Annotated in this window: 26 protein-coding genes and 2 tRNA genes; 10 read left to right on the top strand and 18 right to left on the bottom strand. The window is 59.2% G+C overall.

Annotation, left to right across the window (positions count from 1 at the left end; all coding sequences use genetic code 11):
• Positions 1-985: 985 nt before the first annotated feature.
• Positions 986-1,366, bottom strand: a complete 381-nt coding sequence (locus ACO07N_RS16150) for a hypothetical protein (RefSeq protein ID WP_421982001.1) — start codon at positions 1,364-1,366, stop codon at positions 986-988.
• Between the two features lie 208 nt (positions 1,367-1,574).
• Between ACO07N_RS16150 and ACO07N_RS16145 the strand changes: the two genes are divergently transcribed.
• The 5 genes from ACO07N_RS16145 to pqqE are packed head-to-tail and all read left to right on the top strand — an operon-like array spanning position 1,575 to position 4,901.
• Complete coding sequence (locus ACO07N_RS16145; RefSeq protein ID WP_306140579.1) at positions 1,575-1,673, top strand: pyrroloquinoline quinone precursor peptide PqqA; 99 nt, start codon at positions 1,575-1,577, stop codon at positions 1,671-1,673.
• Positions 1,674-1,696: 23 nt separating this feature from the next.
• Entirely contained in the window at positions 1,697-2,638 is a 942-nt protein-coding gene (pqqB, locus tag ACO07N_RS16140) for a pyrroloquinoline quinone biosynthesis protein PqqB (RefSeq protein WP_421982000.1), read from the top strand.
• Positions 2,635-3,477 carry a pyrroloquinoline-quinone synthase PqqC gene (pqqC, locus tag ACO07N_RS16135; protein ID WP_421981999.1) on the top strand — a complete coding sequence of 281 codons (843 nt, stop codon included), beginning with the start codon at positions 2,635-2,637 and terminating at the stop codon, positions 3,475-3,477. Before pqqB ends, pqqC begins: the two co-directional genes overlap by 4 nt.
• 15 nt (positions 3,478-3,492) lie before the next feature.
• Complete coding sequence (gene pqqD, locus ACO07N_RS16130; protein WP_421981998.1) at positions 3,493-3,813, top strand: pyrroloquinoline quinone biosynthesis peptide chaperone PqqD; 321 nt, start codon at positions 3,493-3,495, stop codon at positions 3,811-3,813.
• Positions 3,810-4,901 carry a pyrroloquinoline quinone biosynthesis protein PqqE gene (gene pqqE, locus ACO07N_RS16125; protein ID WP_421981997.1) on the top strand — a complete coding sequence of 364 codons (1,092 nt, stop codon included), beginning with the start codon at positions 3,810-3,812 and terminating at the stop codon, positions 4,899-4,901. The genes pqqD and pqqE overlap by 4 nt, the downstream gene beginning before the upstream one ends.
• On the opposite strand, the gene ACO07N_RS16120 is transcribed toward pqqE, so the two are convergent.
• The 4 genes from ACO07N_RS16120 to ACO07N_RS16105 form a co-directional block, all read right to left on the bottom strand.
• Complete coding sequence (locus ACO07N_RS16120; protein WP_421981996.1) at positions 4,807-5,406, bottom strand: hypothetical protein; 600 nt, start codon at positions 5,404-5,406, stop codon at positions 4,807-4,809. The genes pqqE and ACO07N_RS16120 overlap by 95 nt on opposite strands.
• Before the next feature lie 442 nt (positions 5,407-5,848).
• Positions 5,849-6,340: an amidase family protein gene (locus tag ACO07N_RS16115; RefSeq protein WP_421981995.1), complete on the bottom strand. Its 492-nt coding sequence runs from the start codon at positions 6,338-6,340 to the stop codon at positions 5,849-5,851.
• Positions 6,341-6,657: 317 nt separating this feature from the next.
• The gene (locus tag ACO07N_RS16110) at positions 6,658-6,891 is read right to left on the bottom strand and encodes a hypothetical protein (protein WP_421981994.1); all 234 of its coding nucleotides are present in this window, start codon (positions 6,889-6,891) and stop codon (positions 6,658-6,660) included.
• A 39-nt stretch (positions 6,892-6,930) separates the two neighbouring features.
• On the bottom strand, positions 6,931-7,371 hold the full coding sequence (locus ACO07N_RS16105) for a hypothetical protein (RefSeq protein WP_421981993.1): 441 nt from the start codon (positions 7,369-7,371) through the stop codon (positions 6,931-6,933).
• 115 nt (positions 7,372-7,486) lie between these two features.
• Between ACO07N_RS16105 and ACO07N_RS16100 the strand changes: the two genes are divergently transcribed.
• Both ACO07N_RS16100 and ACO07N_RS16095 read left to right on the top strand, forming a co-directional pair.
• Positions 7,487-8,212: a LuxR C-terminal-related transcriptional regulator gene (locus tag ACO07N_RS16100; RefSeq protein ID WP_421981992.1), complete on the top strand. Its 726-nt coding sequence runs from the start codon at positions 7,487-7,489 to the stop codon at positions 8,210-8,212.
• A 210-nt stretch (positions 8,213-8,422) separates the two neighbouring features.
• On the top strand, positions 8,423-10,819 hold the full coding sequence (locus ACO07N_RS16095; protein WP_421981991.1) for a methyl-accepting chemotaxis protein: 2,397 nt from the start codon (positions 8,423-8,425) through the stop codon (positions 10,817-10,819).
• Between the two features lie 414 nt (positions 10,820-11,233).
• On the opposite strand, the gene ACO07N_RS16090 is transcribed toward ACO07N_RS16095, so the two are convergent.
• The 10 genes from ACO07N_RS16090 to ACO07N_RS16045 form a co-directional block, all read right to left on the bottom strand.
• A tRNA-Phe gene (locus ACO07N_RS16090) sits at positions 11,234-11,309 on the bottom strand.
• A gap of 722 nt (positions 11,310-12,031) precedes the next feature.
• Positions 12,032-13,642 carry a bifunctional metallophosphatase/5'-nucleotidase gene (locus ACO07N_RS16085; protein ID WP_421981990.1) on the bottom strand — a complete coding sequence of 537 codons (1,611 nt, stop codon included), beginning with the start codon at positions 13,640-13,642 and terminating at the stop codon, positions 12,032-12,034.
• A gap of 323 nt (positions 13,643-13,965) precedes the next feature.
• Complete coding sequence (gene yacG, locus ACO07N_RS16080; protein ID WP_421981989.1) at positions 13,966-14,160, bottom strand: DNA gyrase inhibitor YacG; 195 nt, start codon at positions 14,158-14,160, stop codon at positions 13,966-13,968.
• Positions 14,161-14,202: 42 nt separating this feature from the next.
• Entirely contained in the window at positions 14,203-14,829 is a 627-nt protein-coding gene (locus tag ACO07N_RS16075) for a Maf family nucleotide pyrophosphatase (protein WP_421981988.1), read from the bottom strand.
• A 41-nt stretch (positions 14,830-14,870) separates the two neighbouring features.
• Positions 14,871-15,089, bottom strand: coding sequence for a translation initiation factor IF-1 (gene infA, locus ACO07N_RS16070; protein WP_006939340.1), 219 nt, complete (start codon positions 15,087-15,089; stop codon positions 14,871-14,873).
• Between the two features lie 103 nt (positions 15,090-15,192).
• Positions 15,193-15,645: a low molecular weight phosphatase family protein gene (locus ACO07N_RS16065; protein WP_421981987.1), complete on the bottom strand. Its 453-nt coding sequence runs from the start codon at positions 15,643-15,645 to the stop codon at positions 15,193-15,195.
• Positions 15,646-15,650: 5 nt separating this feature from the next.
• A complete protein-coding gene (locus tag ACO07N_RS16060; protein WP_421981986.1) occupies positions 15,651-16,154 on the bottom strand; it encodes a UPF0262 family protein in 504 nt (167 codons plus the stop codon).
• 25 nt (positions 16,155-16,179) lie between these two features.
• Positions 16,180-17,475 (bottom strand): histidinol dehydrogenase, encoded by a 1,296-nt coding sequence (gene hisD / locus ACO07N_RS16055; protein ID WP_421981985.1) that lies wholly within the window; start codon positions 17,473-17,475, stop codon positions 16,180-16,182.
• A gap of 80 nt (positions 17,476-17,555) precedes the next feature.
• A complete protein-coding gene (locus tag ACO07N_RS16050) occupies positions 17,556-17,993 on the bottom strand; it encodes a DUF2948 family protein (RefSeq protein WP_421981984.1) in 438 nt (145 codons plus the stop codon).
• 134 nt (positions 17,994-18,127) lie between these two features.
• Positions 18,128-18,340: a hypothetical protein gene (locus tag ACO07N_RS16045; RefSeq protein WP_421981983.1), complete on the bottom strand. Its 213-nt coding sequence runs from the start codon at positions 18,338-18,340 to the stop codon at positions 18,128-18,130.
• Positions 18,341-18,490: 150 nt separating this feature from the next.
• On the opposite strand from ACO07N_RS16045, the gene ACO07N_RS16040 reads away from it, so the two are divergent.
• Positions 18,491-18,967 carry a DUF3124 domain-containing protein gene (locus ACO07N_RS16040; protein ID WP_421981982.1) on the top strand — a complete coding sequence of 159 codons (477 nt, stop codon included), beginning with the start codon at positions 18,491-18,493 and terminating at the stop codon, positions 18,965-18,967.
• A gap of 44 nt (positions 18,968-19,011) precedes the next feature.
• Here the strand turns inward: ACO07N_RS16040 and murA are convergent, their stop codons facing one another.
• Positions 19,012-20,301, bottom strand: a complete 1,290-nt coding sequence (gene murA / locus ACO07N_RS16035) for a UDP-N-acetylglucosamine 1-carboxyvinyltransferase (RefSeq protein WP_421981981.1) — start codon at positions 20,299-20,301, stop codon at positions 19,012-19,014.
• A 168-nt stretch (positions 20,302-20,469) separates the two neighbouring features.
• Positions 20,470-20,649, bottom strand: coding sequence for a hypothetical protein (locus ACO07N_RS16030; RefSeq protein WP_421981980.1), 180 nt, complete (start codon positions 20,647-20,649; stop codon positions 20,470-20,472).
• Between the two features lie 360 nt (positions 20,650-21,009).
• Between ACO07N_RS16030 and ACO07N_RS16025 the strand changes: the two genes are divergently transcribed.
• Both ACO07N_RS16025 and ACO07N_RS16020 read left to right on the top strand, forming a co-directional pair.
• A tRNA-Thr gene (locus ACO07N_RS16025) sits at positions 21,010-21,084 on the top strand.
• 261 nt (positions 21,085-21,345) lie between these two features.
• On the top strand, positions 21,346-21,474 hold the full coding sequence (locus tag ACO07N_RS16020) for a hypothetical protein (RefSeq protein ID WP_421981979.1): 129 nt from the start codon (positions 21,346-21,348) through the stop codon (positions 21,472-21,474).
• A gap of 28 nt (positions 21,475-21,502) precedes the next feature.
• Here the strand turns inward: ACO07N_RS16020 and ACO07N_RS16015 are convergent, their stop codons facing one another.
• Positions 21,503-21,655: a hypothetical protein gene (locus tag ACO07N_RS16015; protein ID WP_421981978.1), complete on the bottom strand. Its 153-nt coding sequence runs from the start codon at positions 21,653-21,655 to the stop codon at positions 21,503-21,505.
• Positions 21,656-21,760 lie beyond the last annotated feature (105 nt).

Raw genomic sequence — 21,760 nt, 5'->3', positions numbered from 1 at the left:
AGGCGCCGGCTGCGAACAACCCCACAGCCAAGCCCCTCAAGTATTTACTTCTAGCAAACATAAAAACCCCCTTCTTTCAAATCTCTAAATTCGCTAAAATTTACGCTTGGGCACTTTAGCGTAAAAATTAAGCACACGTCAATTAAATTAATAAAATATTAAAGAATTTCTCTTCGCCGAACGCAAGACAGGTCAAAGCATTACTTACGTCAAGCATACATATTCGGAGCTTCGCCACAGTATTACTATGACGACCCTTAATCGGCTGACACCGTTCTAATTACTCAATGTTGATTCACATATCGGCGGAATATGCCGAAACCTCAGTGAAAAAAGCAAAACCAATCGATATTCAGCCCACGCCCCCATAAGCAAAATTACCACGGATATATTATTCGTATTTTAAACAAAATTCAATCTTATTTTAGTCGGAAGCTCCGCTGCAACCCTGCACGCTCCCCATCGGAAAAGAGAAATAAACCTAAATATCTGTAAAATATGATTTTTTCTTGCCACTACGATTTCCGGGTAGATGTATCCCGAGAGAGCATCACGCACTCTCCGGCGCATAAAGCGGCAATGACCGATTTGCAGACAGGATAACAAGCCGCGCCGGAACAGGCAAAAACGGGCCAGAACTTGACCTGCCCGCAGTTGCACACAAATCGGTCCCGCGGCGAGTGTGTTATGCGGTGCAGGTGCGACCGGCCTGTCCTCGTTTGCCAAATCACACCAGAGTACGGCCTCAAAGATGAGACTGAAAGGGCGAAATCCCGTTAGGAAGCGTGCGCAGAGCGGGCTTCCTGCCCGGTCAAGCAGACCGGCGCCACGGGGAAAGCCATTACCATGTCCTTCGGATTTGACCGAACTGCGCCTCCCCGGCGTTGCGAAAGACTTGAAAATGAGCCACATTTGCTGCGCTTCCGCTCCTTGAGGAGAAGCAATCCGCCTCAAACCATTTCCACTTCATATTTGGGTCCGTACCCTATAGGCCGTTCTGCGTGCTAAACTGACTCAACTCGTTGTCACAAAAAGCTTCATCAGGTCTCAAACCGTATTGCTTGAGCTGCGTCACCAGAATGACTCCGCTCAGGTTGGCCGTGTAGAGATCGGCGCCTCGCCGGGGATCGAAATCAAAAAGTTCCTTAGTCAGAGCTTCGTGGCCGCACAGTACGGCTACACCTTTGACGAAGGCGGCAACCTGTGTCCGCCTGGCAAGTTCAAGCCTGTCGATACGCTCCGACAGCTGACCGGCCTGGTTGCTTTCCAGCCTGTCGATGCGCTCCGACAGCTGATTGGTGACGTATAGGGTTCCTGTGAGAAGCACTGCGATGACCACGAGCGCGGCGTACCAGACAAGTTTCACTTGTATCTCCGAATCCGGAAGGTCCCCGCAACCTCCATGCAATCAGACGTGGTCGTCTTTTTCAACACCTACTTTCGAGGTTCTGACCCTTCGCGGCGCCAACCATCGTCTTAGAAAGATCTGCAGTGATACCGACACCAAAGTCCCGGTTTCATATTCCGGGGCGCGTGCTAGCGTTTTGGCGCGACACCGCAAGGAGGAGGAAAACATGAAAACCTGGAAAAAGCCGTCCACCAAAGCCACTGAAGCGGGTTTCGAAGTCACGCGTTACATGCCCGCCGAAATCGGCACCTGCAAGCGCAAGTAATTCGCGGCCAAGCAAGAGCCACGATGAAAATCAGGGTTCTGGGCGCGGCAGCCGGAGGCGGCTTCCCGCAGTGGAATTGCAATGCGCCTCTCAGCCGCGCAGTTCGTGAAAACCGGCCCGGTTTTCTAGCCAGAACGCAGTCCAGCATTGCTGCGAGTGCCGATGGCCGGAACTGGGCCGTTTTCAATGCGTCACCGGACATCCGCCAACAGATCGCCGCAACACCAGACCTGCAGCCTGCCGCCGATGCACCTCTGCGGTCAACGCCGATCAGGGCCGTCATTCTCACGAATGCCGACGTCGACCACATTGCGGGTCTTCTTTCCCTGCGCGAAAGAGAGCCGTTCACCCTTTACGCAACGCGCAGGGTGCTCGAGACGCTGGCCTCGAACAGCATCTTTCAGGTGCTCAGCCCGGATCATGTCGAGCGCCGCGAGTTGGTGCTTGAGGGAGAAACGGAGCTTTACGGTCCCGATGGCCCACTCGGCCTTTCCATCGAAACCTTCAGCGTCCCCGGAAAGGTTGCGCTGTTTCTTGAAGACCCGGAAAAGTCGGATTTCGGCACGTCAAGCGGCGACACGATCGGACTTGCCGTCCGCAGGACCGCAAACATCGGCGAGGCAGACAAGACGCTCTTCTACGTTCCCGGCTGCGCTGCAATCGAGGACGCACTCAAGCAACGGGTCGCCGGCGGAGGCTGCCTGATGTTCGACGGGACGGTATTTGAGAACGATGAAATGGCCAACACGGGCGTTGGCTCGAAGACCGGCGCGCGCATGGGCCATCTCGCCATCGGCGGACCCGACGGAAGCCTGGCGGGTCTGGCCGATGTCGACCTGAAGCGCCGTGTCTTCATCCATATCAACAACACCAACCCGATCCTCGATCCGCGTTCGGCCGAAACGTCAGCCGTCCTTGCGGCAGGCTGGGAAGTCGCCTTCGACGGAATGGAGCTGGAGCTATGACAGATCTTGCCGTTTCTCACCCTGCCGCGATCGCGGAGCCGATCGGCAGCGGCGTCCCGGAATCGGCGGCGGAGCGCATCAGGAAAGAGAGCAGGCTGCTCACAGCGGCCGAACTGACGGAGGTCCTGCGCACCGCCGGGTTCGACCGCTACCATATCCATCATCCGTTCCACAAAATGATGAACGCGGGCGAACTCAGCAAGGCGCAGATGCAGGCCTGGGCGCTCAATCGTTTCTGTTACCAGGATGCCATTCCCAAGAAGGACAGCATCATCCTGTCCAGGTCCGACGATCCCGAGTTCCGGCGGGAATGGATCAAGCGCATCGTCGATCACGACGGCAATGACGACCTTGAACAGGACGGCGGGATCAAGCGCTGGCTCAAGCTTGCGGAAGGGCTGGGGCTCGACACGGGCATGGTGCGCTCGCGCAGGTTTGCCCTGCCCGCAACGCGTTACGCGGTCGGCGCCTATCTCGATCTCGTTTCGAATTCGTCCCTGCTTGTCGCCGTTGCCTCCTCCCTGACGGAACTGTTCTCGCCGGTGGCGATCGGCGAGCGCGTGCCCGCGATGCTGGCGCGATACGACTACATCACCGAGGACACGCTTGCCTATTTCACGCCGCGGCTGAAACAGGCACCGCGGGATGCGGAACACGCCCTGGCGCTTGTCATTGCGTGGGCGGACACACCGGACAAGCAGGCCGATGCGGTCGACGCCCTGCTTTCCAAGTGCGACCTGTTGTGGGCGATGCTGGACGCGCTTCAGCACGCCTATGTTTCGCCCGGCAGTATTCCGCCCGGCGCGTTCCGTCCGCGCGAGGAAGACAAAAGACAATAAGGGTGGCAACAGGCCGTGACGGTGGTACGCAAACGGACAATCCTGAAAGCAGACAGCATTCCAAGACTGCCTGCGCATGTGCGCCTGGTTTTCAACGAAAAACGCGACAGCTGGGTTGTGCTTGCGCCTGAGAAAATCCTGTGGCCGGACGATATCAGCGTGGTGATCCTGAAAAACTGCGACGGCACACGGTCCATTGGCGAGATCGCGGAGGCCTTGTCGAAGGACTTCAGCGCACCCTGTCCGGAAATCCTGGGAGACGTCCTGGAGTTTCTCCAGGACTGGAGTGACAGGCTGCTCATCAGGCCTGCTGGCGGAAATGGCGGTCCGCAATGAGCGACACGATCGACATCCCGCTCGGTCTTCTCGCGGAACTCACGCACCGGTGTCCGCTGCAATGCGGTTACTGTTCCAATCCGCTTGAACTGCTGAAGGCCAACCGAGAGCTGGACACGGCAACCTGGCTCGATGTTTTCAAACAGGCCGCCGATCTCGGCGTCCTGCAGGTGCATCTTTCAGGCGGCGAACCGACGCTCAGGCCGGATCTTGAAGAGCTTGTCGCCCGCCTCGCGGAAAGCGGCGTCTATACCAACCTGATCACGGCGGCCGTGACCCTGACTGCCGGGCGTCTGCAGGCCCTGAAGGACGCAGGACTGGACCACATCCAGATCAGTTTTCAGGGGGCAACCGACGAGACGACCTACAGGATCGGGCATTACAGGAACGCCTTCGAAAAGAAGCGTGCAGCCGCCCGTCAGGCCCGCGAACTTGGGCTGCCGCTGACAATCAATGCGCCGATCCACAGGCTCAATATCGAAGAGGTTCCGCGGTTCGTGGAGCTCGCGCTCGACCTGGATGCGGAGCGTCTCGAGATCGCCAATGTGCAGTATTACGGCTGGGCGGAGCTCAACAAGGCCGCCCTCTTGCCCGACCGCGATCAGGTCTCCCGGCAGATCGACTTCGTGACGCGGGTGCGGGAAGAGCTGACAGGTGTCCTCAACATCGACTTTGTGCCCCCCGACTACTACGCCGACTATCCCAAGCCCTGCATGGGCGGGTGGGCGATGGACGCCTTCATGATCGCGCCGGACGGCACGATGCTGCCGTGTCATGCAGCGCAATCGATCACGAGCCTTTCGTTCGAGAACGTGCGCGAGAAACCGCTGCAAACGATCTGGGAGCACTCCGACAGCTTCAACACCTACCGGGGAACGGACTGGATGTCGGATCGCTGCAAGGCATGCCCGCGCCGGGACATCGATTTCGGAGGCTGCCGCTGCCAGGCTTTCGCCGTGACCGGCAATGCCTCGGAAACCGACCCCGCCTGCATCAAGTCGCCGTTCCACGAGGATCTGAGGGCCTTCTCAACCAGCACCATGGTCCACAAACGCGTGATTGGCGCAGGTAGTACAGAACGGCACTGAGCCCCACTGAGACAAGGCCCGTTGCAATGCCGACCGTCAGGCGCTGAAAAACTGGTGCGATGTAAGTGTCGGCTGTTTCCGCTACCTGAGGCAAATCGGGAATGAGCCGACTTTCCATGACATACGTGTTGGTAGCAACCACAATGAGCAGCAGACCGTTGAAACACAAAGCCCATTGCAGAAGAAGCAAGGCAAGATTGGCTGTTTGTCGCATGGCTCGTTTCACCTTTGAGTGAATCGTGCGCCGGTTGGGAGACGCCATCCTTCTTTTTCGGTTGGCGCACGGAATTCCATCCAGTCCCTTTGGCTTCAGATCGGGATGGGCTTCGAAAATCGGATTCATGACATCGAGCAACATGCTGCCCATCACCTTTCCGACGGACTGGCGATAGGTATTGAATTCGCTTTCGGAGCTGGTGTGCTGAACAAGTGACACCGACTGATCGAGCCTCGCACCGAACTCCAGGAACAGGTCAACGACCCGCGCTGCGACTTCCTTTTTCATATTGCTCCGGCACTCCGTATTTCTGCAAAGAGCTTGTCCCCCCCCCTGGATGCCCAATTTCCCTGGCTTCAGCCCCCACGAGCTCGTCATCTCGTGCCCCGAGTTCCGAAAAAAAAGCTGGAAACAGGTTGCAACGGAACTCGCATCGTTCTTGTTGAAAGGAGGAAAACTATAGGAGAAGCAATGGCGGTGAATTATGCCGAGAGCGCAACCAGAGCGGAAAACTGGTAGCGCGTCGGTAGCCTCCACGCATCGACAAGGTCGTTCGCAACATTCCAGCACCTTATCCTTGGGATCATCGCCGTAGATTTGCAGGTTGCGCGCGCGGCGTGTTCAGAGCCAAAATTCTAAAGGATCACCGGCTTTTCCGCCGGCCGTCCACGGTGCATGAACAGGATCAAGAATGACAAGAACTCTCGGCACCAGAACGCCGCGTTCTGTCTTATGTCTGACCTTGAGCCGCCAGACCTTCGGCAACGCTGACCATGCCGGAAAGGCGTTCGGGGAGACTGTAGAGTGTCAGTCCCCAGGGGACCCCTGCCCCGGTCTTTTGAAAAGGGATCGTAATCGCTGCCAATCCGAGCGAGTTGGCGAAGTTGGTGTAGGTGCCGTTCCTGAAATTCGGCCCGAGCGGATCGTCTTCGCATTGCCGGAGCGTGACCAGGGCACCAACCGCAGGCGTGATCAGGACGTCATGGTGTTCCCAGAGTTTCGCCGTTTCTCTTATCGCCTCGGCCACCTGATACTGCGCCCTGTAGCAGTCGGCAGCCGTGAACTTCCGGCTTGATTGTATCAGGGACCGGACGACCGGATGGCAATCTTCCGGGTGCGCATCGATGAACGCGCCCACGGACACGTCCTTTTCGGCGAGGAATGGGCCGAAGAACATGAGATCGTTGACTGCCTGGAATGCTCCGATTGTCGAAGGCGTCATCTTCGGGATGCACTGAGACTCAACCTTGGATCGCCGGAGGTTGGAGTTTTCCGGCGTCTTTCACGGTGATGGGCTGGGGATGGCACCGTGATTATGCAGTGCGCTCGGGACGCTGTACCCGACGCGGGTCGCTGCACCCTGCGATTTAACCTAAACTTTGGGCTCGAAGCAGTTATTCAATCTTTCCGATACCGCCGCTGTCTGAACTAAAAACGTGACTCACGAGGAGCCGCTAAACTTCTCGAAGGTTCAGGCTGCCTCGATTGTATTTGCCGACTTTACTGCATCATAGATGCCTACGAACTCTTGTGTTCCCATCAGTTCTGTTTGGAAAAGAGAGCCAGCATTGCCGCGCAGTCTGCGTCGCTTGGGTTTTCGGACATAACTGCTGCGCGCGCCGCTTCTTTGCTGACGGCCTGACCTGCGCTCTTTCCCAATTCGATATAGAGCGCGATCAGCTTTTCGCAGGTTGGTTTGGTGTCCGTTCCGTTCGCTATTGCGGCCGCTGCAAACAGTGACAGGGCCAGCGCTGCGAGGCACACCATCTTCATGGCCGTATTTCCTTGAATGAAATTGACGCTTGCATGACGTCAATTCGATTTCGGGCCACAGGAAAGATCACCCGTCTGATAGATCTGAACCTCACTCATGCTCTCTGCGGGCAGGCGCACAACGAAAGTGCCTCTTTCAGAATCGATCAGCATTTCGCCGTGGCCTTCGACAGAACACACTTGCCGCGCGTTGCCGGCGTCTTCTTCGCAACGAATTTTGCCGTCCGTCGCGCGCACCACGATGTCTTTGTATTCCATCAGCATGATCGCCTGTTCAAGACGCTCGTAGTAAAGACCGACGTCCGAAATGATTTCGCATTCGCTCGCCAGTGCAGTGGAGGACACGGGCAGAAACACCAGGGCAAAAGCCCCGAATACGCCAGAAAACAGGCCGGGTTTGAGGCTTCCGTGGATTGGGAAAAACACATTGGTGTTTAAATGAAGCTCCACTTTTGGACGGTTCTTGACTTGTACGATCACAGAAAATCCTTCTCTCTGCATCGACACTAACGCTGCGCAAAAATCCCTCAAGCTATGGATTTTATTAGCTGAGTGCCTAAAACATTCTTTTGGTCCGGGAGCAGACAGACGCGAAATGAAGAAACTGGAGCAGTTTGCTGACAAAATCTTGTCGGCCAATAGCCCGCAGGACGCTTGGGAAAAAACGATCGGTTTTTTCGAAAGTTTCGGTTTTAAGGGGGCTGTCTATGGCCAGCGCAGACGAAACGTCGTGCCGACTGCCAACGATATCTGGTTTTCCGATCAGTTGACCGAATGGAAGGCTGCTTATTTCAAGCAAAAAGACTACGAGCGCGACCCGCTGTTCATTTACGCGCCCAATTTGCCCAGCCAGTTCATGACGGGAATACACTTCCTGCCGGATCACGCGTATCTGACCGAGGAAGACATTGCCGTCATTCGCAGGGCTCAGGAATGTGGGTTGACGTCCGGTATTGCGCTCAGAATGTCGCGAGAGGACGATCCGGTCGTCAAAGGTTGGAACCTTGTCAGTGCCTTGCCACGGGCCGATATCGAAGCAGTCAACGAAGAGTTCGGCATGTTGCTGCATATCTGTGCGGCGATTGCGCATCACAAGATCGGTCGTCTGGAGAACCTGTCGCAAGCCAGCCTGACCAACCGGGAACGCGAATGTCTTTTGTTGCTGGCCAAGGGCTTCCGAACTGCCCGGATCGCTGAACATATGTCGATCCAGGCGGTCACGGTTGACCTGCATTTGCGCAACGCACGGGCAAAGCTTGGTGCACGCACGCGTGAGCAAGCGCTGGCGACTGCAATCGTGACCGGTCGCATTCACATTTAGCAAAAGCCCAGGCAAGCCTTGTGCATACTGCGCCCTATCATACTGAAGTGCTGTTCCTCATGAGGATCGGTTCAACCAACCAAGCAAGTCATCTGCAAGTAAATTTCGCTATTTTACGGGAAGGCCAAGAACCATCGAACATTTTGATTTAACTCTTAATTTATGAGGTGCACGTAAGCATGAGTGGCCGAAAAACTGGGACCACCCTCAATGCGCACCTTCCTTTCCCGTTTCAACTCTTCAGTCCTCGTTGGAGTTTCCTTCGGTTTGATCCTGCTTGCGACCATCCTTGTCGGAGGTGCGGGCATCTATTCGACGACCACACTTAAAGGACACATCAACACCGCGGGCAGTTCGACGGCACTCGCCGAGGCGCTTCGGACCATCACCGTCCGCTCGGAGAGCTTCATGGCTGCCCCGGACGGTGCGGGGCTTTCAGACCTCGCCGCGATGATCGATGAAAAGAAAAAGTTCGTCGAAGAGACCGCCGGTCACGCCGATCTCGATAAGGTGCGACAGGAACTGACAACGGTAACCGACAAGTTGGAAGCTCTTGGCGAAGAAATGCGCGCCTATGACGCAACGCGCAAGGCAAGAAACGGCGCAATCGTAAAACTCACTGCTGAAATTACGGATGTCGCCAGGATGGCTGTGGAGGCGAACACCTCTTTCGACCAAATGGAACAGGAGCTAAAGGATCGACGGCTCACAATCGAGGGTCCGGTCACCAAGGCAGCGCTGCTGGGCACCTCCATCACCGGCATCCTGGACGGCCTCGCAGCGGTCGAAACAGGCTTGTCAGCGTCCCCGGCGGTCTTCCCCGGCGACACGGAACTGAAAGTGATCGACAAGCAGCTGAAAAGCATGCGCTTCAAGGCAAAGTCACCGGCAGCCAAACCTGTCTACGCCGAGGCCATCGCAGCTTTCGCTGATCTCGGAACGATTTCCGCTGACAGTGCCGCGCCAACGGCATCCGCACGGGCAGCCGAGGCAATGGCCCGGCTGCAGAACGCCATGAACATGCTGAAGGCCGTATCGCTCGACGCCGTGACGGAAACCAGCGAAAAGATGGCCAAGCACCAGAAGGTTGTTTTGGGCATCGGTGTTGCGGCCACCCATGTCGGCAAGGCGCTGACCGGGGCAAGCGATGCCCAGTTGGCGCTGCGCGGTCTTGTCCAGAGCGCCGACGAAGAGACAGCGGCAGGCGTGACCGGCGCCCTGCGCCAGGTGGTCATCCGCATGGAACAGGCGCACGGCGAAACGGCAATCCTGCCAAGCTTGCAGGAAGGCCTTGACGGAGTCGTCACGAAGCTGAAACAGATCGAGGCCCTGGTACCAACGGACATCGCCGCCCTTCTGGAAGCCTCGGCGGGCCTCGACAACCAGCGCGCCAACATAAACGCAACGTTGAACGCAATCTCGACGGCGATCCAGTCAAGCGTGCAGACAACTCAGTCAGCCGGCGTGTCGACCGCCGGTATGGCGGTGTTGCAGATCGCCGCCGCCCTTGTCGCAGGCTTCCTTTTTGTCGCAATCGCGATCGGTGTCATCTTCTTCCACTACCTGAAGCCGTTGCGCTCCATGACCGGCATCATGGATGCGCTCTCCGAGGGCGACCTCTCCGTGCAGCCGACCGGCCAGGAGCGGGTCGACGAACTCGGCCAGCTGGCGCGCACCATCGACCGCTTCAAGACCGGCATGATCGCCCGCAAGCAGCTCGAGGCCGACAAGGAGACCGAAACGCAGGATCGCGACCAGCGTCGCGAACGGGTCGAGGCCCTGATCGCCTCATTCCGCGAGACAGTTACCAATGTGCTCGGTTCCGTCGGTGAAACCGCTGGGACGCTTGACCGGACGGCGGAAGAGTTGACCGCCGTTGCCGCGCAAAGCTCCGAGCTTGCAGAAAGCACCTTTGGCGCGACAGACGAGGCGTCGCAGAACGTCCAAACCGTTGCGAGCGCCGCGGAGGAACTTGCCGCCTCGATCGACGAGATCACCCGCCAGGTCGGCCAAACCGCCGAGGTCGTCAACCGCGCCACAAAGGGTACGCAGGTCACCAGCGAAAAGGTCCACGGGCTCTCTGAAGCCGCAGGCAAGATCGGCGAGGTGGTCAGCCTCATCCAGGCGATCGCCGAACAGACCAACCTGCTGGCTCTCAATGCCACCATCGAGGCGGCCAGGGCGGGTGAGGCCGGGAAGGGCTTCGCGGTCGTCGCCGCCGAAGTCAAGGATCTTGCAACTCAGACGTCGAAGGCAACCGACGAAATTGGCGGCCAAATCACCGCGATCCAGGACGCGACAAACGAAGCGGTTCACGCCATCGAGGAGATCACGGCAACCATGGCCGAGGTCAACGAGTATACCGGAACGATCGCCACCGCAGTCGAGCAGCAAGGCGCGGCAACAACGGAAATCTCCGACAACGTCCAGCGTGCCGCGCAGGGCACCGGCTCGGTCAAGGAGAACATGTCCGGGCTTTCAGATGCCGTCTCCCAGACCAGCCGCTCCGCCAACTTCGTCCTCGGCGCTTCAGGTGAGCTAAGCCAGAAAACAGACAGTCTACGGGCCGAGGTTGAGCAGTTCTTGCGTAGCGTCGCTGCTGCGTAGGTGGAGAGGGCAGCTTCAATCGGCCGACGCTCTGGTTGGATATTGGTCCGAAAGTGCCGATGCAAATGAGACCCAAATTCCATCCAATTCAGCGCGGAGACCGCTGGTCGATTTTTGACCTCATGCTGCCAAAGACTTTTTACAAGGATGGCGCCATCGCAACCGTTCGTTCCAAGACCGGCGCGCCTGTTTACTGACGTGTAATTGAACCTCTCAAGGCCATTCTGGACGCTGCACAGGCACACGAGGCTATGACGCGTTGTGCAAACTCTCGCGGCAGGCCTTGGACCGTTTTCGAGAGCGAAGTGAACACGCGGCGAACAAAAACTGTCAAACCCTGCTGGAAAAAACGTCAAACCAAAAAGGTGCGACTGATCCGGCGCGAAAAATTCAACAACTTTTTAATGAGATGAGTGGTGCCCAGAGGCGGAATCGAACCACCGACACGCGGATTTTCAATCCGCTGCTCTACCAACTGAGCTATCTGGGCGCGCTTGCAAGCAGGTGGAGCGGAGCCCCGTTCGTTGAAAGCCCGGTCCTTATAGAGGCTCGCTCAGACCTTGTCCAGCATTCCGGCAAAGTTTTTTGAGCTTCGATGACGATGTGGATGAAGTGGCCAAAAAAGACTTCAAGGGGCTGAAAAAATTCATCTTTCTTCGAGCTATCGAAGCGGTTCGCACGGCTGGAATTCAACGCCTCGGATTGAGCCGATGCCCCTGCCCGGTGCAGTCAGGCACAGTGCCTGCCAGGCTTCCGGTTCCTGCCGCCAAAAACGGGGCGTTGATATGCACAGTCGTCATACTCCGGTACCCTTTGAGACGGGGCTTCGACCTTCTTCAGGATGAGGCCGTGTCGGGGACAGGGACCGGAAAATTGCACCCCATCCGTCGGTCATTGCCAGACTTGATCCACCGCCGCCCGGTTTAACCCGCAAATGATCCATTGAGGCGATTTCCAGTCAATGAACTTGTCATTCCGGCTGCAGCGCAGCGGAAGGCCGGCAACAAGTAGCCACTTGTTTCTCCTTCTTCGTTTCACATCCCGAGTTTCGCGATACCGGATCCCGGTCTTGCCGCTTGGGCGTCAAACCGGGACGACAAATTCCGGGGAAAGGACCGGATCCCGACTTGGCGCGGTACATCGCGGGTAGCGGCCACATGAAAAAAGCGCGCCGTCCTTCGGCGCGCTTCCGTTTCCCGTTGAGGCCCGGATCTACTGTTCGGCGATCCGGCCATCCGTATAGGGCGCATAGCCGCCTTTTGCGGCGATATAATCTGCCACGACGACTTCCAGGCCCGGGCCGTAGTCATAGGCATTCATGCCGTTTTCGGCGAAGACCTTGTAGCCGTCGCCACCACCGCGCATGTAGTTGTTGGACACGACGCCATAGACCTTGTCCGGGTCAAGCGGCACCCAGTTGCCGTCTTCCATGACTTCCACCAGCAGAACACGGCCCGCGCCCGGGTCCTTCTTGCGGGTCCAGGAATATTTGATACCGGAGACCTGCGGGAAGCGCCCGGCGCCCTCCTCGACCTGGGAGACACCGTTTTCCAGTGCGGCCACCACGTCCGATCCTTTCAGCTGAAAAGTGGACAGGGTGTTCTGGAAAGGCAGCACGGTCAGCACTTCGCCCATGGTGACTTCACCGCCGTCAATGGAGGCGCGCAGGCCGCCGCCGTTCTGGATCGCGATCTGGACTCCCTGGTCCTTCACCCGGTCGAGCATGGCGTCGGCGACGAGATTGCCCATCTGGCACTCGCCGGCGCGGCAGGATCCGCGATCGCCGTCGATCGCGCCTTCGCTCGACCCGATGACCTTGGCCTTCAGTTCCTCGATCGGCGCCGCCAGCTCCGCGACACGGGCCGCAAAACCCTCGTCCGGCGTCACGGAGGCATCGAGCAGAATGGGCTCGCCTTCGGCCTTCACGAGATTGCCGTCATCGTCCCAGGTCACGTCCAGCTCACCGAGGAACTTGCCATAGGCATAGGCCTGGACAATCGGCACTTCGTTGCCATCGGAATTCTTGACCAGAACCGGATAGGGGCCGGATGCCCTTTCCTGGGTATTGGACAGAAGCGTGTGCGAATGCCCTCCGACAATCACGTCGATCCCGGGAACCGCAGCCGCGATCTCCATGTCGCGTGACAGGCCCATGTGGGTCAGTGCAATGATCTTGTTGATGCCGGCGGCTTCAAGACCCTCGACCGCACCCTTCAGGTAGTCTTCGGCCCGGATGAAGCGGACATTCTCGCCCGGCGAGGAGGTTTCGGCCGTGTCTTCGGCGAGCGCCGAGACAATGCCGATCTTCTCGCCACCACGCTCCAGGATGACGATGCCCGGAACCTTGCCCGTCAAGGCCGGTTCGGCACTGACATCGATGTTGCCTGAAATGACCGGAAACTCGGCCTTGTCGATGAATTTCGCCAGAACCTCGGGGCCATCATCAAACTCGTGGTTGCCGACCACCATGGCATCGAGACCGAGGCCATTGGCAAACTCCACTGCGGCGTCGCCCTTGTAGGTCGTGTAGAAGAGTGAGCCCTGGAACTGGTCGCCCGCATCGACGACGATCACATTCTTGCCCTCGGCCTCCAGCTCCGCGCGCCGTTGATCGAGCATGGTCTTGATCCGGGCGATACCGCCGAAACACTTTCCTTCCGCCTCGTCTTCGGCGCCGCAGGTGGAATCGTACTTGTTGATCGATTCAATGCGTGAGTGGAGATCGTTCAGATGCAATATGGAAAGTGAATAGTCGGCATATGCCGCCGTCGACAGGGCTGTCGACAGACACAGCGCCGAAGCGATCAGAAAACGGTTCTTCATCGGACCCTCGCCCTTGATTCTGTTTGTTTGCTCAGAGGCACCTGCGCCCTTCCGTCCCGCACCCCAACGCCATGCCGCAGCCTCGCGCCCCGGGCGTGAAATGTCTGCGATGACCGGGAGTTGGAGACCGACTGGCCGGTGAAGCCAAATCTTCGAACAGATTTCCTGCAACCGCAAGCGGTCTTGCCGGAAAGTGGGAAATAAATTTAGCCAGATAATTTCTGCAGCAGAATGAAAGGCATAGCGCTTGCCACCGCAAAAGGTGCAGTTGCGGTCCTTTCAGCAAAAACCGAACCGTCGGCACCAGTCCAAGCAAGAAAGGGTCACTCGTCCGGAAAGTTGCTTTCGTCGATGTCGTCGGTTTCCACGACCGGGATCGTGTAGCCCTCGGTGAACCAGCGGTTCAGATCGACCTTCGCGCACCTGTCGGAGCAGAAAGGATAGTCCTCCCGCGTTGACAGCTTCGAACAGATCGGACATGGGCGCATGCGGCGCGCGGATGTCTTGTCATCACTCACTGATTTGTGCCTCGTCGTGTTGCCCGGACATCCGGGCGCGCATCAGGCGGCAGCGGTCGCCCATCCCTGGTGCACCGGATACCCGGCGGCCGTCAACAGGTTGACGGTCTCGACCAGCGGCAATCCGACCACCGAGGGATAGGATCCCACTAGCTTGACCACGAAACTGCCTGCCAGGCCCTGGATGGCATAGCCCCCGGCCTTGCCGCGCCATTCCCCGGATGCAATGTAATCATCGACATCCTTGCGCGACAAGCGTTTGAAGCGAATGCGTGTCTCGACCAGCTTGGAGCGCACCTTGCCATTCGCCTCGGCGACGGCAACCCCGGTGAATACCCGGTGCCCCCTGCCCGAAAGCATCGACAGGCACATGAGCGCCTGCTCGGTCAGTTCCGCCTTGGGCAAGGCGCGCCGTCCGACCGCGACAACCGTATCCGCGGCGAGCACGAGGCCGCCCTGTGTTTCCTGCAGGGCATCCGCGGACTGGCGGACCGTTTCCGCTTTTGTCCGGGCAAGTCTCAGCGCAAGCGAGCGTGGCGTTTCGTGCTTTCTGGGAGCTTCGTCGATGTCGGCCGGCATGAGATGATCGGGATCAAGACCGATCTGCTGGAGCAGCGCGAGGCGGCGCGGAGATGCGGAAGCCAGAATAAGCTGAGGAGCATCGGTCATGTGGGAAAGAACCTTGCAGCCGGCATCACAGTGCGAACCCGCTATTTGAAGCGGTAGGTGATCCGCCCCTTGGTAAGATCGTAAGGGGTCATTTCAACGAGAACCTTGTCCCCCGCCAGAACGCGGATGCGGTTCTTGCGCATGCGCCCTGCCGTGTGGGCGATGATCTCGTGATCGTTTTCCAGTTTTACGCGGAACGTGGCATTGGGCAACAGTTCCGTCACGACGCCCGGAAACTCCAGAGCTTCTTCTTTGGCCATTTGATATCCTGATTAAAGCGGGCCCGGCCCGCGGGTGCCGGGGAAACTAACGGATTAGCGGGCGAAAGTGAACCTTTCTTTCCGATCCTTACAAAAAAGAAATTCAGTCCGCGGCGGTCGGTGACCAGTCGAGCCTTTTCTTGATGCGCATCATCAGCTGATCGCGTACGGCACGGTATTCATTCAGGATCTGCTCGCGGCTTCCGGTTGCCAGTGTCGGGTCCAGGGTCGGCCAGTATTCCACGTCCACGGCCTCGGTCCGGGTCATTTCAAGCGCCTTGTGGTGGGCTTCCGGTGCAAGCGACACGATCAGGTCGAAGCCGGATTCGTCCAGATCCTCGAACGTCTTGGGCTGATGCCGGCTCATGTCGATGCCCATTTCCGACATGACGGCATCCACGAAGGGGTCGGTCTTGCCCTCGCGCACGCCAGCGGAGCGCACGTAAATCTGTCCCGGAAACAATTTCTGCGTCAGGGCTTCGGCCATGGGAGAGCGAACGGAATTCATCCCGCAGGCAAACAGAACCGCAGTCGGACGGAGGCCCGGCCCGGTCACCTGTGTCAGCCCTTCCAGTGGAGGGCATAAACGAGCGTGAACAATCGTCTTGCCGTTTGCATGTCCACCTCGATCTTGCCTTCCAGGCGCTCCATCAGGATCGTCGATCCTTCATTGTGAACACCCCTGCGGCCCATGTCGATCGCCTCGATCTGACTGGGTGTCGCATGACGTATGGCCTCGTAGTAGCTCTCGCAGATCAGGTCGTAGTCCTTGACGATCTTGCGCAGCGGCGAGAGAGAAAGCACATGCGTGACCACATCCCGCTCGTCTTCCGTCTTGATCCGAAAGACCAGCCGCTTTTCGACCACGGCAAGATTGAGAACATATTTCGTCGCCGGGTGTCCGACGGGCTGGAAGCTGTTTTCCTCGATGAGGTCGTAGATCGCAACGGCCCGGTCGTGCTCCACTTCCGGTGTCGAGCGCGCGATCGAGGCCTCGTCCAGCACAACATCGACCAACCGCCCTCCGGCGGATTGCGAGCTGGTGTCCGGTTGCGTATCGCTCATGGGCGAGAAACCTCTTTGCTCCCGATTACATGTTCAACCTGATGGAAACAGAGCGCGCGTGCGCCGACAAGCCCTCAGATTCACCCAGCGTGATGGCTGCCGGGCCAAGCGCCCGCAGATTATCCGCATTACACTTCAGGATCGAGGTGCGTTTGACAAATTCCAATACGGAAAGACCTGAGGAAAACCGCGCGGACCGCGCCGTCGGCAGCACGTGATTGGAGCCGCCGACATAATCCCCGATCGCTTCGGGGGTGTAATGCCCCAGAAAAACCGCGCCCGCGTTGCGGACCTTCTTCAACAGAGCTTCCGGATCGGCAACGGCGAGTTCAAGATGTTCGGGTGCGATCCGGTTGGCAAGCGGCATTGCAGCCGCAAGGTCTTCAACCACGATGACCGCACCGAAATCCTGCCAACTCGCCCTGGCGACCTCTTCGCGCGGCAAGGTCCTGAGCTGCGCCTCGACCGCTTCTACCACCTGCAGCGCCAGATCTTCGCTGTCGGTGATCAGGATTGACTGGGCGGCCGTGTCGTGTTCGGCCTGCGCAAGCAGATCCGCGGCGATCCAGTCCGGGTTGTTGCCTTCGTCGGCGACGATCAGGACCTCGGACGGTCCGGCGATCATGTCGATGCCGACCGTTCCGAAAACACGCCGCTTTGCGGCAGCAACATAGGCATTTCCCGGACCGACAATCTTGGCGACAGGGGCGATGGTCTCCGTCCCGAAGGCGAGCGCGGCAATCGCCTGCGCGCCGCCGATCCGGTAAATTTCCGTGACGCCCGCGACCTTTGCCGCCGCCAGAACAAGCGGATTCAGAACCCCGTCGGGGCTCGGCACGACCATGACGATGCGTTCAACGCCTGCGACCCGTGCCGGAACGACATTCATGAGAACCGAACTCGGATAGCTCGCAAGACCGCCCGGCACGTAGACGCCGACAGCCTCGATGGCCGTCCAGAGGGATCCGAGCTCCACTCCGAGCGCGTCCCGGTAACGGTCGTCCTGCGGCATCTGGCGTGAATGATGCGCGCTGATCCGGTCATGCGCGAGCTGCAGGGCTTCCAGCGTTTCGGCAGGAACCTCGCTGACGGCCCTGTCGATCTCCTCTTCGGAGACTGTCAGCGCCGCCATGTCACCCGCGTCGAGCCTGTCGAATTTCGCCGTGTACTCCAGGACGGCCGTGTCGCCGTTCCTGCGGACCGCGTCGATGATGTCCCTCACGACAAGATCAACGTCCTCCGAGACCTCGCGCTTGGAAGACAGAAGCTCTTCGAACCTTGCTTCGAAACCGGCTTCGGATTTGTTCAGGCGGTGGACCACGCGTGGCTCCATCATGGTTTTACGGTGTCAGTGCTGACGCCCTTTCGGCATCCGGCGCCGGCCGGAGCCGGCGGCGTCAATCAGCTCAGATCATGTTGCGGCAGATTGGGGGTTGCCCACGCGGCACCGAGATCGGACAGCTGGGCCTCGATACATTCGACTTGAAGGGCAATGCTCGAACCGCCTGCAAAGGCAAGCTGGATCGTACCGGAGGGGTCTTCGCCTGCCTCGAAGGTGACCGCGAGCAACTCCAGAACAAGACCTTTCGCATCCTGGCGGATGTTCTGGGCCTTCATGTTGGTGACCTGAGTGAACGCGAGTGCGGACCGGCGCCGTTCATGCTCCCTGCTCCGCTTGTCCGCCTTCTTGTCCCAGACGAAACGATTCATCACGAACACCGCCTTTTTCTCTTTCGGGAGAAAGCGGATATCGGCAACGGTCAGGACGGCGTCCTGGATATGTGCGGAAAGAACTTCAAGATCTTCCTGGTCGAGGGCGGCAAGTTTCAGTTGATCCATGGCGGTCTGAATTCTGATCCGTTCGTTCGTTTTCGGGCAGTCCGCATATAGGTGGGGTTCTGCCGCATCCCAAGAATGTTGACCTAATGCGGATTCAAGAATTTTGCAACGCACGAATGACGGCTGCCATGGCCTCAGGGCCCCTCATCAACGCGTTGACGCAGGTCGTCCTTGGTTTCCTGCAACGTTGCGCGCCGCTTGAACACGCGCCGCCCCAGCCAGAGCCCGAAGACGAGCAGGAAAAACCCGAGCGTCGGGCCGAAGGGCGGCGGCACGACAACGACGGCCAGCATTCCGGCAAAGGCGAATCCTATCTGGATCAGAAACCGGACTGTCTGTGCGCCCATTGCGCCCTCCCCTTGCCTTTGTCATGCTCGCTCCGGCGGTCACCGGTGCAGAGCGTCGATGCCCCGACGCTTCGCGGCCGAGCTTGCAATCAACCTTAGCATCCCGGACAGTGGCCGGGTCTTTGCACTTCAACATCGTAGCGGATACCCATGCATCTCAGGTTCCCGGCTCTCTATCTAGCGCTTTGTTTTCTTCTGGCACCGGCCGGTCAGGCACAGGACATGAGCGAAAAGGTTCTTGGCGAAAGCATCTACGTACCGGCCTATTCACGGATCTTTTCCTATCCGCAGCGCTCCGACCTGCTTGCCGCCACGCTTGCCGTTCACAATGTCGATCCCGATACAGCCATCACGCTGACGCGGGTCGATTATCATGGCGAGGACGGCCAAGTGTTGCGCAGCCTGCTCGAATCGCCTTTGGAACTGGCGCCCTTCCAGTCGAAAACGGTGCTCATACCCATCAACGACACCAGCGGCGGCGTCGGGGCGAATTTCATCGTCGAGTGGACCTCCGGGTCGCCTGCGCTCAGTCCGATCGCCGAGGCGATCATGACCAGCGGCAGCGGCGGCCCGGGACCGTCCTTCACGACCAGAGGCAGGGTGATCGAACGCCGGAAAGCGGAGTGAATCGGGAACCATGGATTTGCCGGCACCACGGCCGGATTGGTGATCTAACCTGAAATGCGCTCGATCTGCGCGCCGCAGCGGGTCAGCTTGTCTTCAAGCCGCTCGAAGCCGCGATCCAGATGGTAGACCCTGTTTACGGTGGTTTCGCCTTCGGCGGCCAGGCCGGCAATCACGAGCGAGACGGACGCTCTGAGGTCCGTCGCCATGACCGGCGCGCCGCGCAGTTCGGAGACCCCGTCGATCGTGGCCGTCCGGCCATCGACCTGGATCTGGGCACCAAGCCGGGCAAGCTCCTGCACGTGCATGAAGCGGTTTTCGAAGATGGTTTCGGTGACCCGGCTTGTGCCGCCCGCCTTGGTCATCAGCGCCATGAACTGAGCCTGAAGGTCCGTCGGAAAACCGGGGAACGGTTCTGTAGTGACGTCGACCGGCTGAATGCCGTTGCCGTTGCGATAGACCTTGAGACCCTCGTCGGTCTGGGTGATGTCCGCCCCGGCCTGCCGCAATGTGTCGAGTGCGCTTTCCAGGAGGTCGGACCGCGCGCCCTGCAGCAGAACGTCGCCGCCGGTCATCGCGACCGCCATGGCGTAGGTGCCGGTTTCGATCCGGTCGGGCACCACGGCATGATGCGCGCCGTGTAGCCGGGGAACGCCCTGGATCCGGATAGTGGATGTTCCCGCGCCCTCGATCTTCGCGCCCATCGCCTTCAGGCAATTGGCAAGATCGGCCACTTCGGGCTCACGGGCGGCGTTGACCAGTTCCGTCTCGCCGTCGGCGAGCGTCGCCGCCATCATGATCGTGTGGGTCGCTCCGACGGATACCTTGGGGAATTCGACACGGGCGCCCTTCAGGCCTCCCGGTGCGCTGACGACCACATAGCCGCCCTCGATCTCGATGTCGGCGCCGAGCGCCGCCAGCCCGTCAATGAAGAAGTCGACCGGGCGCGTGCCGATGGCACAGCCGCCCGGCAGCGACACCCGCGCCTCGCGCATGCGCGCGACCAGCGGACCGATCACCCAGAAGCTTGCCCGCATTTTCGAGACAAGTTCATACGGCGCCGTCGTATCGACGATTTCGCGGGCTGTCAGGTTCAGGGTCTGGCCAGCGAGATCGTTCTGACCGCTGCGCTTGCCGTTGACGGAATAGTCGACCCCGTGATTGGAAAGGATCTGCATGAGCTGCGCGACGTCGCGCAACCGCGGCACATTGGACAGCGTCAGGGTTTCGTCCGTCAGCAGCGAGGCGATCATCAGGGGCAGCGTTGCATTCTTTGCTCCCGAGATCGGAATGATACCGTTCAGCTCGGCGCCGCCGACGACCTTGATGCTATCCATATGAAACCCCGCATCCGGCCGCCCATCACAACGGCCGTCCCATTTGAAGACATGCACTACTGACTTGCGGTCTACACACAAGTTGCGGCCCGCGCAAGGCAGCGCTACGTCCGTCTTCGGGCCATTTCATGGCAGGCAAAAACCTGACCCCGGTTTTGCCCGGAATTCTCAGTCGGCCTTGCGCGATTTTGCAGCCGTCTTCCTGCGGCGCAGGTTTGCCCGCAAGGCTTCCGCGAGACGCTCTTCCTTGGACAGAGCCGCCTTGGCCTTGCCCGGCCCTGCCGCGCTGTCGCCGCGCTCTCCCGGCTGCTTGTCAAGCATCTGACGCTTATCGTCTTTCCTGCTCATGTTCGGGCTCGCAATCTCTTTCTTTTCCGGTTTCATAAGCCCGGCGCCGTCCTCTGCATCGACCGCCCCGCTGCAATCTCCGCAGCTCCACCGCACGTCCCGCGCACCGTTTTTCAAAGCCGGTCTTTCAGCCCCTGTCCGGACCAAGATCAAGCTCCGGCAAGGGCGCGCGAAGCTTCCTCAGAAACTCCACAAGTGTCCACCAAAAAAAACGAAAACACAGCTTGCGTCCCCGGTGCTCTTGTGGCAAAAGCGCCCTCATTCCGGGCAGCACCGCTGGCCGGAACAGCAACTTGCGTCCGAACCCGCCGCTTTCTCGAAAGCCGATCCGACGCCGGGCACTTTCAAACAGGCCCAAACGCTGCCGTAGCTCAGGGGTAGAGCACTCCCTTGGTAAGGGAGAGGTCGAGAGTTCAAATCTCTCCGGCAGCACCAGAAAATCCGCAGAAATCCGCCATCTATCGCGTTCACGTTTCGGTCGTTTCAGGTTGTTTCAACACGTTTAGACCGTGAACAGGTCGTGACCCCCCAGTTTAGTGGGGGAAAAATGGGGGAAAATGATCTCCTTCTGTTCACGGGTTGCAGGCGGTCCGCGTTGCACTCTCGATCGACGATCCTGCGCAATCGGCATAACCGGCCGGCGGCGCCGGTTCTAGGGTGAGGCCTACTAGCGGCCGCGATCGAGTGGAGGACGTCATGCAGTTTCTTCTGGCCACCATCCCGTTCTGGACGGGGACAGCAGCCTCCGCCAATTTGATCTGGATGATCTTCGCCAAGGGCCGGCGCATGAAGGTGCTGGCCTGGGCGGGCGCCCCCCCGCGCTAACTGCATAACAGGCACAGGTTGCAAAATCCTACCTTGCGCGCGTCGCAATCATGCGCGAGGGGGACAGGCCATGGGCCAGCTGGAGATCGCCGTCACGGCCGGCGGCAAAACCGAGACATTCAAGCTTGACCGGGAACCGAAGGACGGCGAGCCGCTCGACCTGGTGGTGACGACGACGCAATCAGGTGGCCGGGCGGGCGCGCAGGCGTCGGTGCGGGTGCCGTTGAAAGCCGAGGCGTCAATCTTGAAAAGACGCCTGTCTTTGCCCGGACAGGTCTCAAGCTTT

This window comes from Roseibium sp. (genome assembly GCF_965229775.1).
Taxonomy (GTDB): Bacteria; Pseudomonadota; Alphaproteobacteria; order Rhizobiales; family Stappiaceae; genus Roseibium.
The sequence above is the reverse complement of the archived record's forward strand: the minus strand, read 5'-3'. Positions and strand labels throughout refer to the sequence as shown.

Coding starts and splice junctions, on each gene's coding strand:
- ACO07N_RS16040 (WP_421981982.1), top strand. CDS start 18,491: ATGCATCTCAGGTTCCCGGCTCTCTATCTAGCGCTTTGTTTTCTTCTG.
- ACO07N_RS16145 (WP_306140579.1), top strand. CDS start 1,575: ATGAAAACCTGGAAAAAGCCGTCCACCAAAGCCACTGAAGCGGGTTTC.
- ACO07N_RS16050 (WP_421981984.1), bottom strand. CDS start 17,993: ATGGATCAACTGAAACTTGCCGCCCTCGACCAGGAAGATCTTGAAGTT.
- ACO07N_RS16115 (WP_421981995.1), bottom strand. CDS start 6,340: ATGACGCCTTCGACAATCGGAGCATTCCAGGCAGTCAACGATCTCATG.
- pqqB (WP_421982000.1), top strand. CDS start 1,697: ATGAAAATCAGGGTTCTGGGCGCGGCAGCCGGAGGCGGCTTCCCGCAG.
- ACO07N_RS16095 (WP_421981991.1), top strand. CDS start 8,423: ATGCGCACCTTCCTTTCCCGTTTCAACTCTTCAGTCCTCGTTGGAGTT.
- pqqC (WP_421981999.1), top strand. CDS start 2,635: ATGACAGATCTTGCCGTTTCTCACCCTGCCGCGATCGCGGAGCCGATC.
- pqqE (WP_421981997.1), top strand. CDS start 3,810: ATGAGCGACACGATCGACATCCCGCTCGGTCTTCTCGCGGAACTCACG.
- murA (WP_421981981.1), bottom strand. CDS start 20,301: ATGGATAGCATCAAGGTCGTCGGCGGCGCCGAGCTGAACGGTATCATT.
- ACO07N_RS16030 (WP_421981980.1), bottom strand. CDS start 20,649: ATGAGCAGGAAAGACGATAAGCGTCAGATGCTTGACAAGCAGCCGGGA.
- infA (WP_006939340.1), bottom strand. CDS start 15,089: ATGGCCAAAGAAGAAGCTCTGGAGTTTCCGGGCGTCGTGACGGAACTG.
- ACO07N_RS16075 (WP_421981988.1), bottom strand. CDS start 14,829: ATGACCGATGCTCCTCAGCTTATTCTGGCTTCCGCATCTCCGCGCCGC.
- ACO07N_RS16120 (WP_421981996.1), bottom strand. CDS start 5,406: ATGAAAAAGGAAGTCGCAGCGCGGGTCGTTGACCTGTTCCTGGAGTTC.
- ACO07N_RS16100 (WP_421981992.1), top strand. CDS start 7,487: ATGAAGAAACTGGAGCAGTTTGCTGACAAAATCTTGTCGGCCAATAGC.
- ACO07N_RS16085 (WP_421981990.1), bottom strand. CDS start 13,642: ATGAAGAACCGTTTTCTGATCGCTTCGGCGCTGTGTCTGTCGACAGCC.
- ACO07N_RS16110 (WP_421981994.1), bottom strand. CDS start 6,891: ATGAAGATGGTGTGCCTCGCAGCGCTGGCCCTGTCACTGTTTGCAGCG.
- ACO07N_RS16045 (WP_421981983.1), bottom strand. CDS start 18,340: ATGGGCGCACAGACAGTCCGGTTTCTGATCCAGATAGGATTCGCCTTT.
- ACO07N_RS16020 (WP_421981979.1), top strand. CDS start 21,346: ATGCAGTTTCTTCTGGCCACCATCCCGTTCTGGACGGGGACAGCAGCC.
- ACO07N_RS16060 (WP_421981986.1), bottom strand. CDS start 16,154: ATGAGCGATACGCAACCGGACACCAGCTCGCAATCCGCCGGAGGGCGG.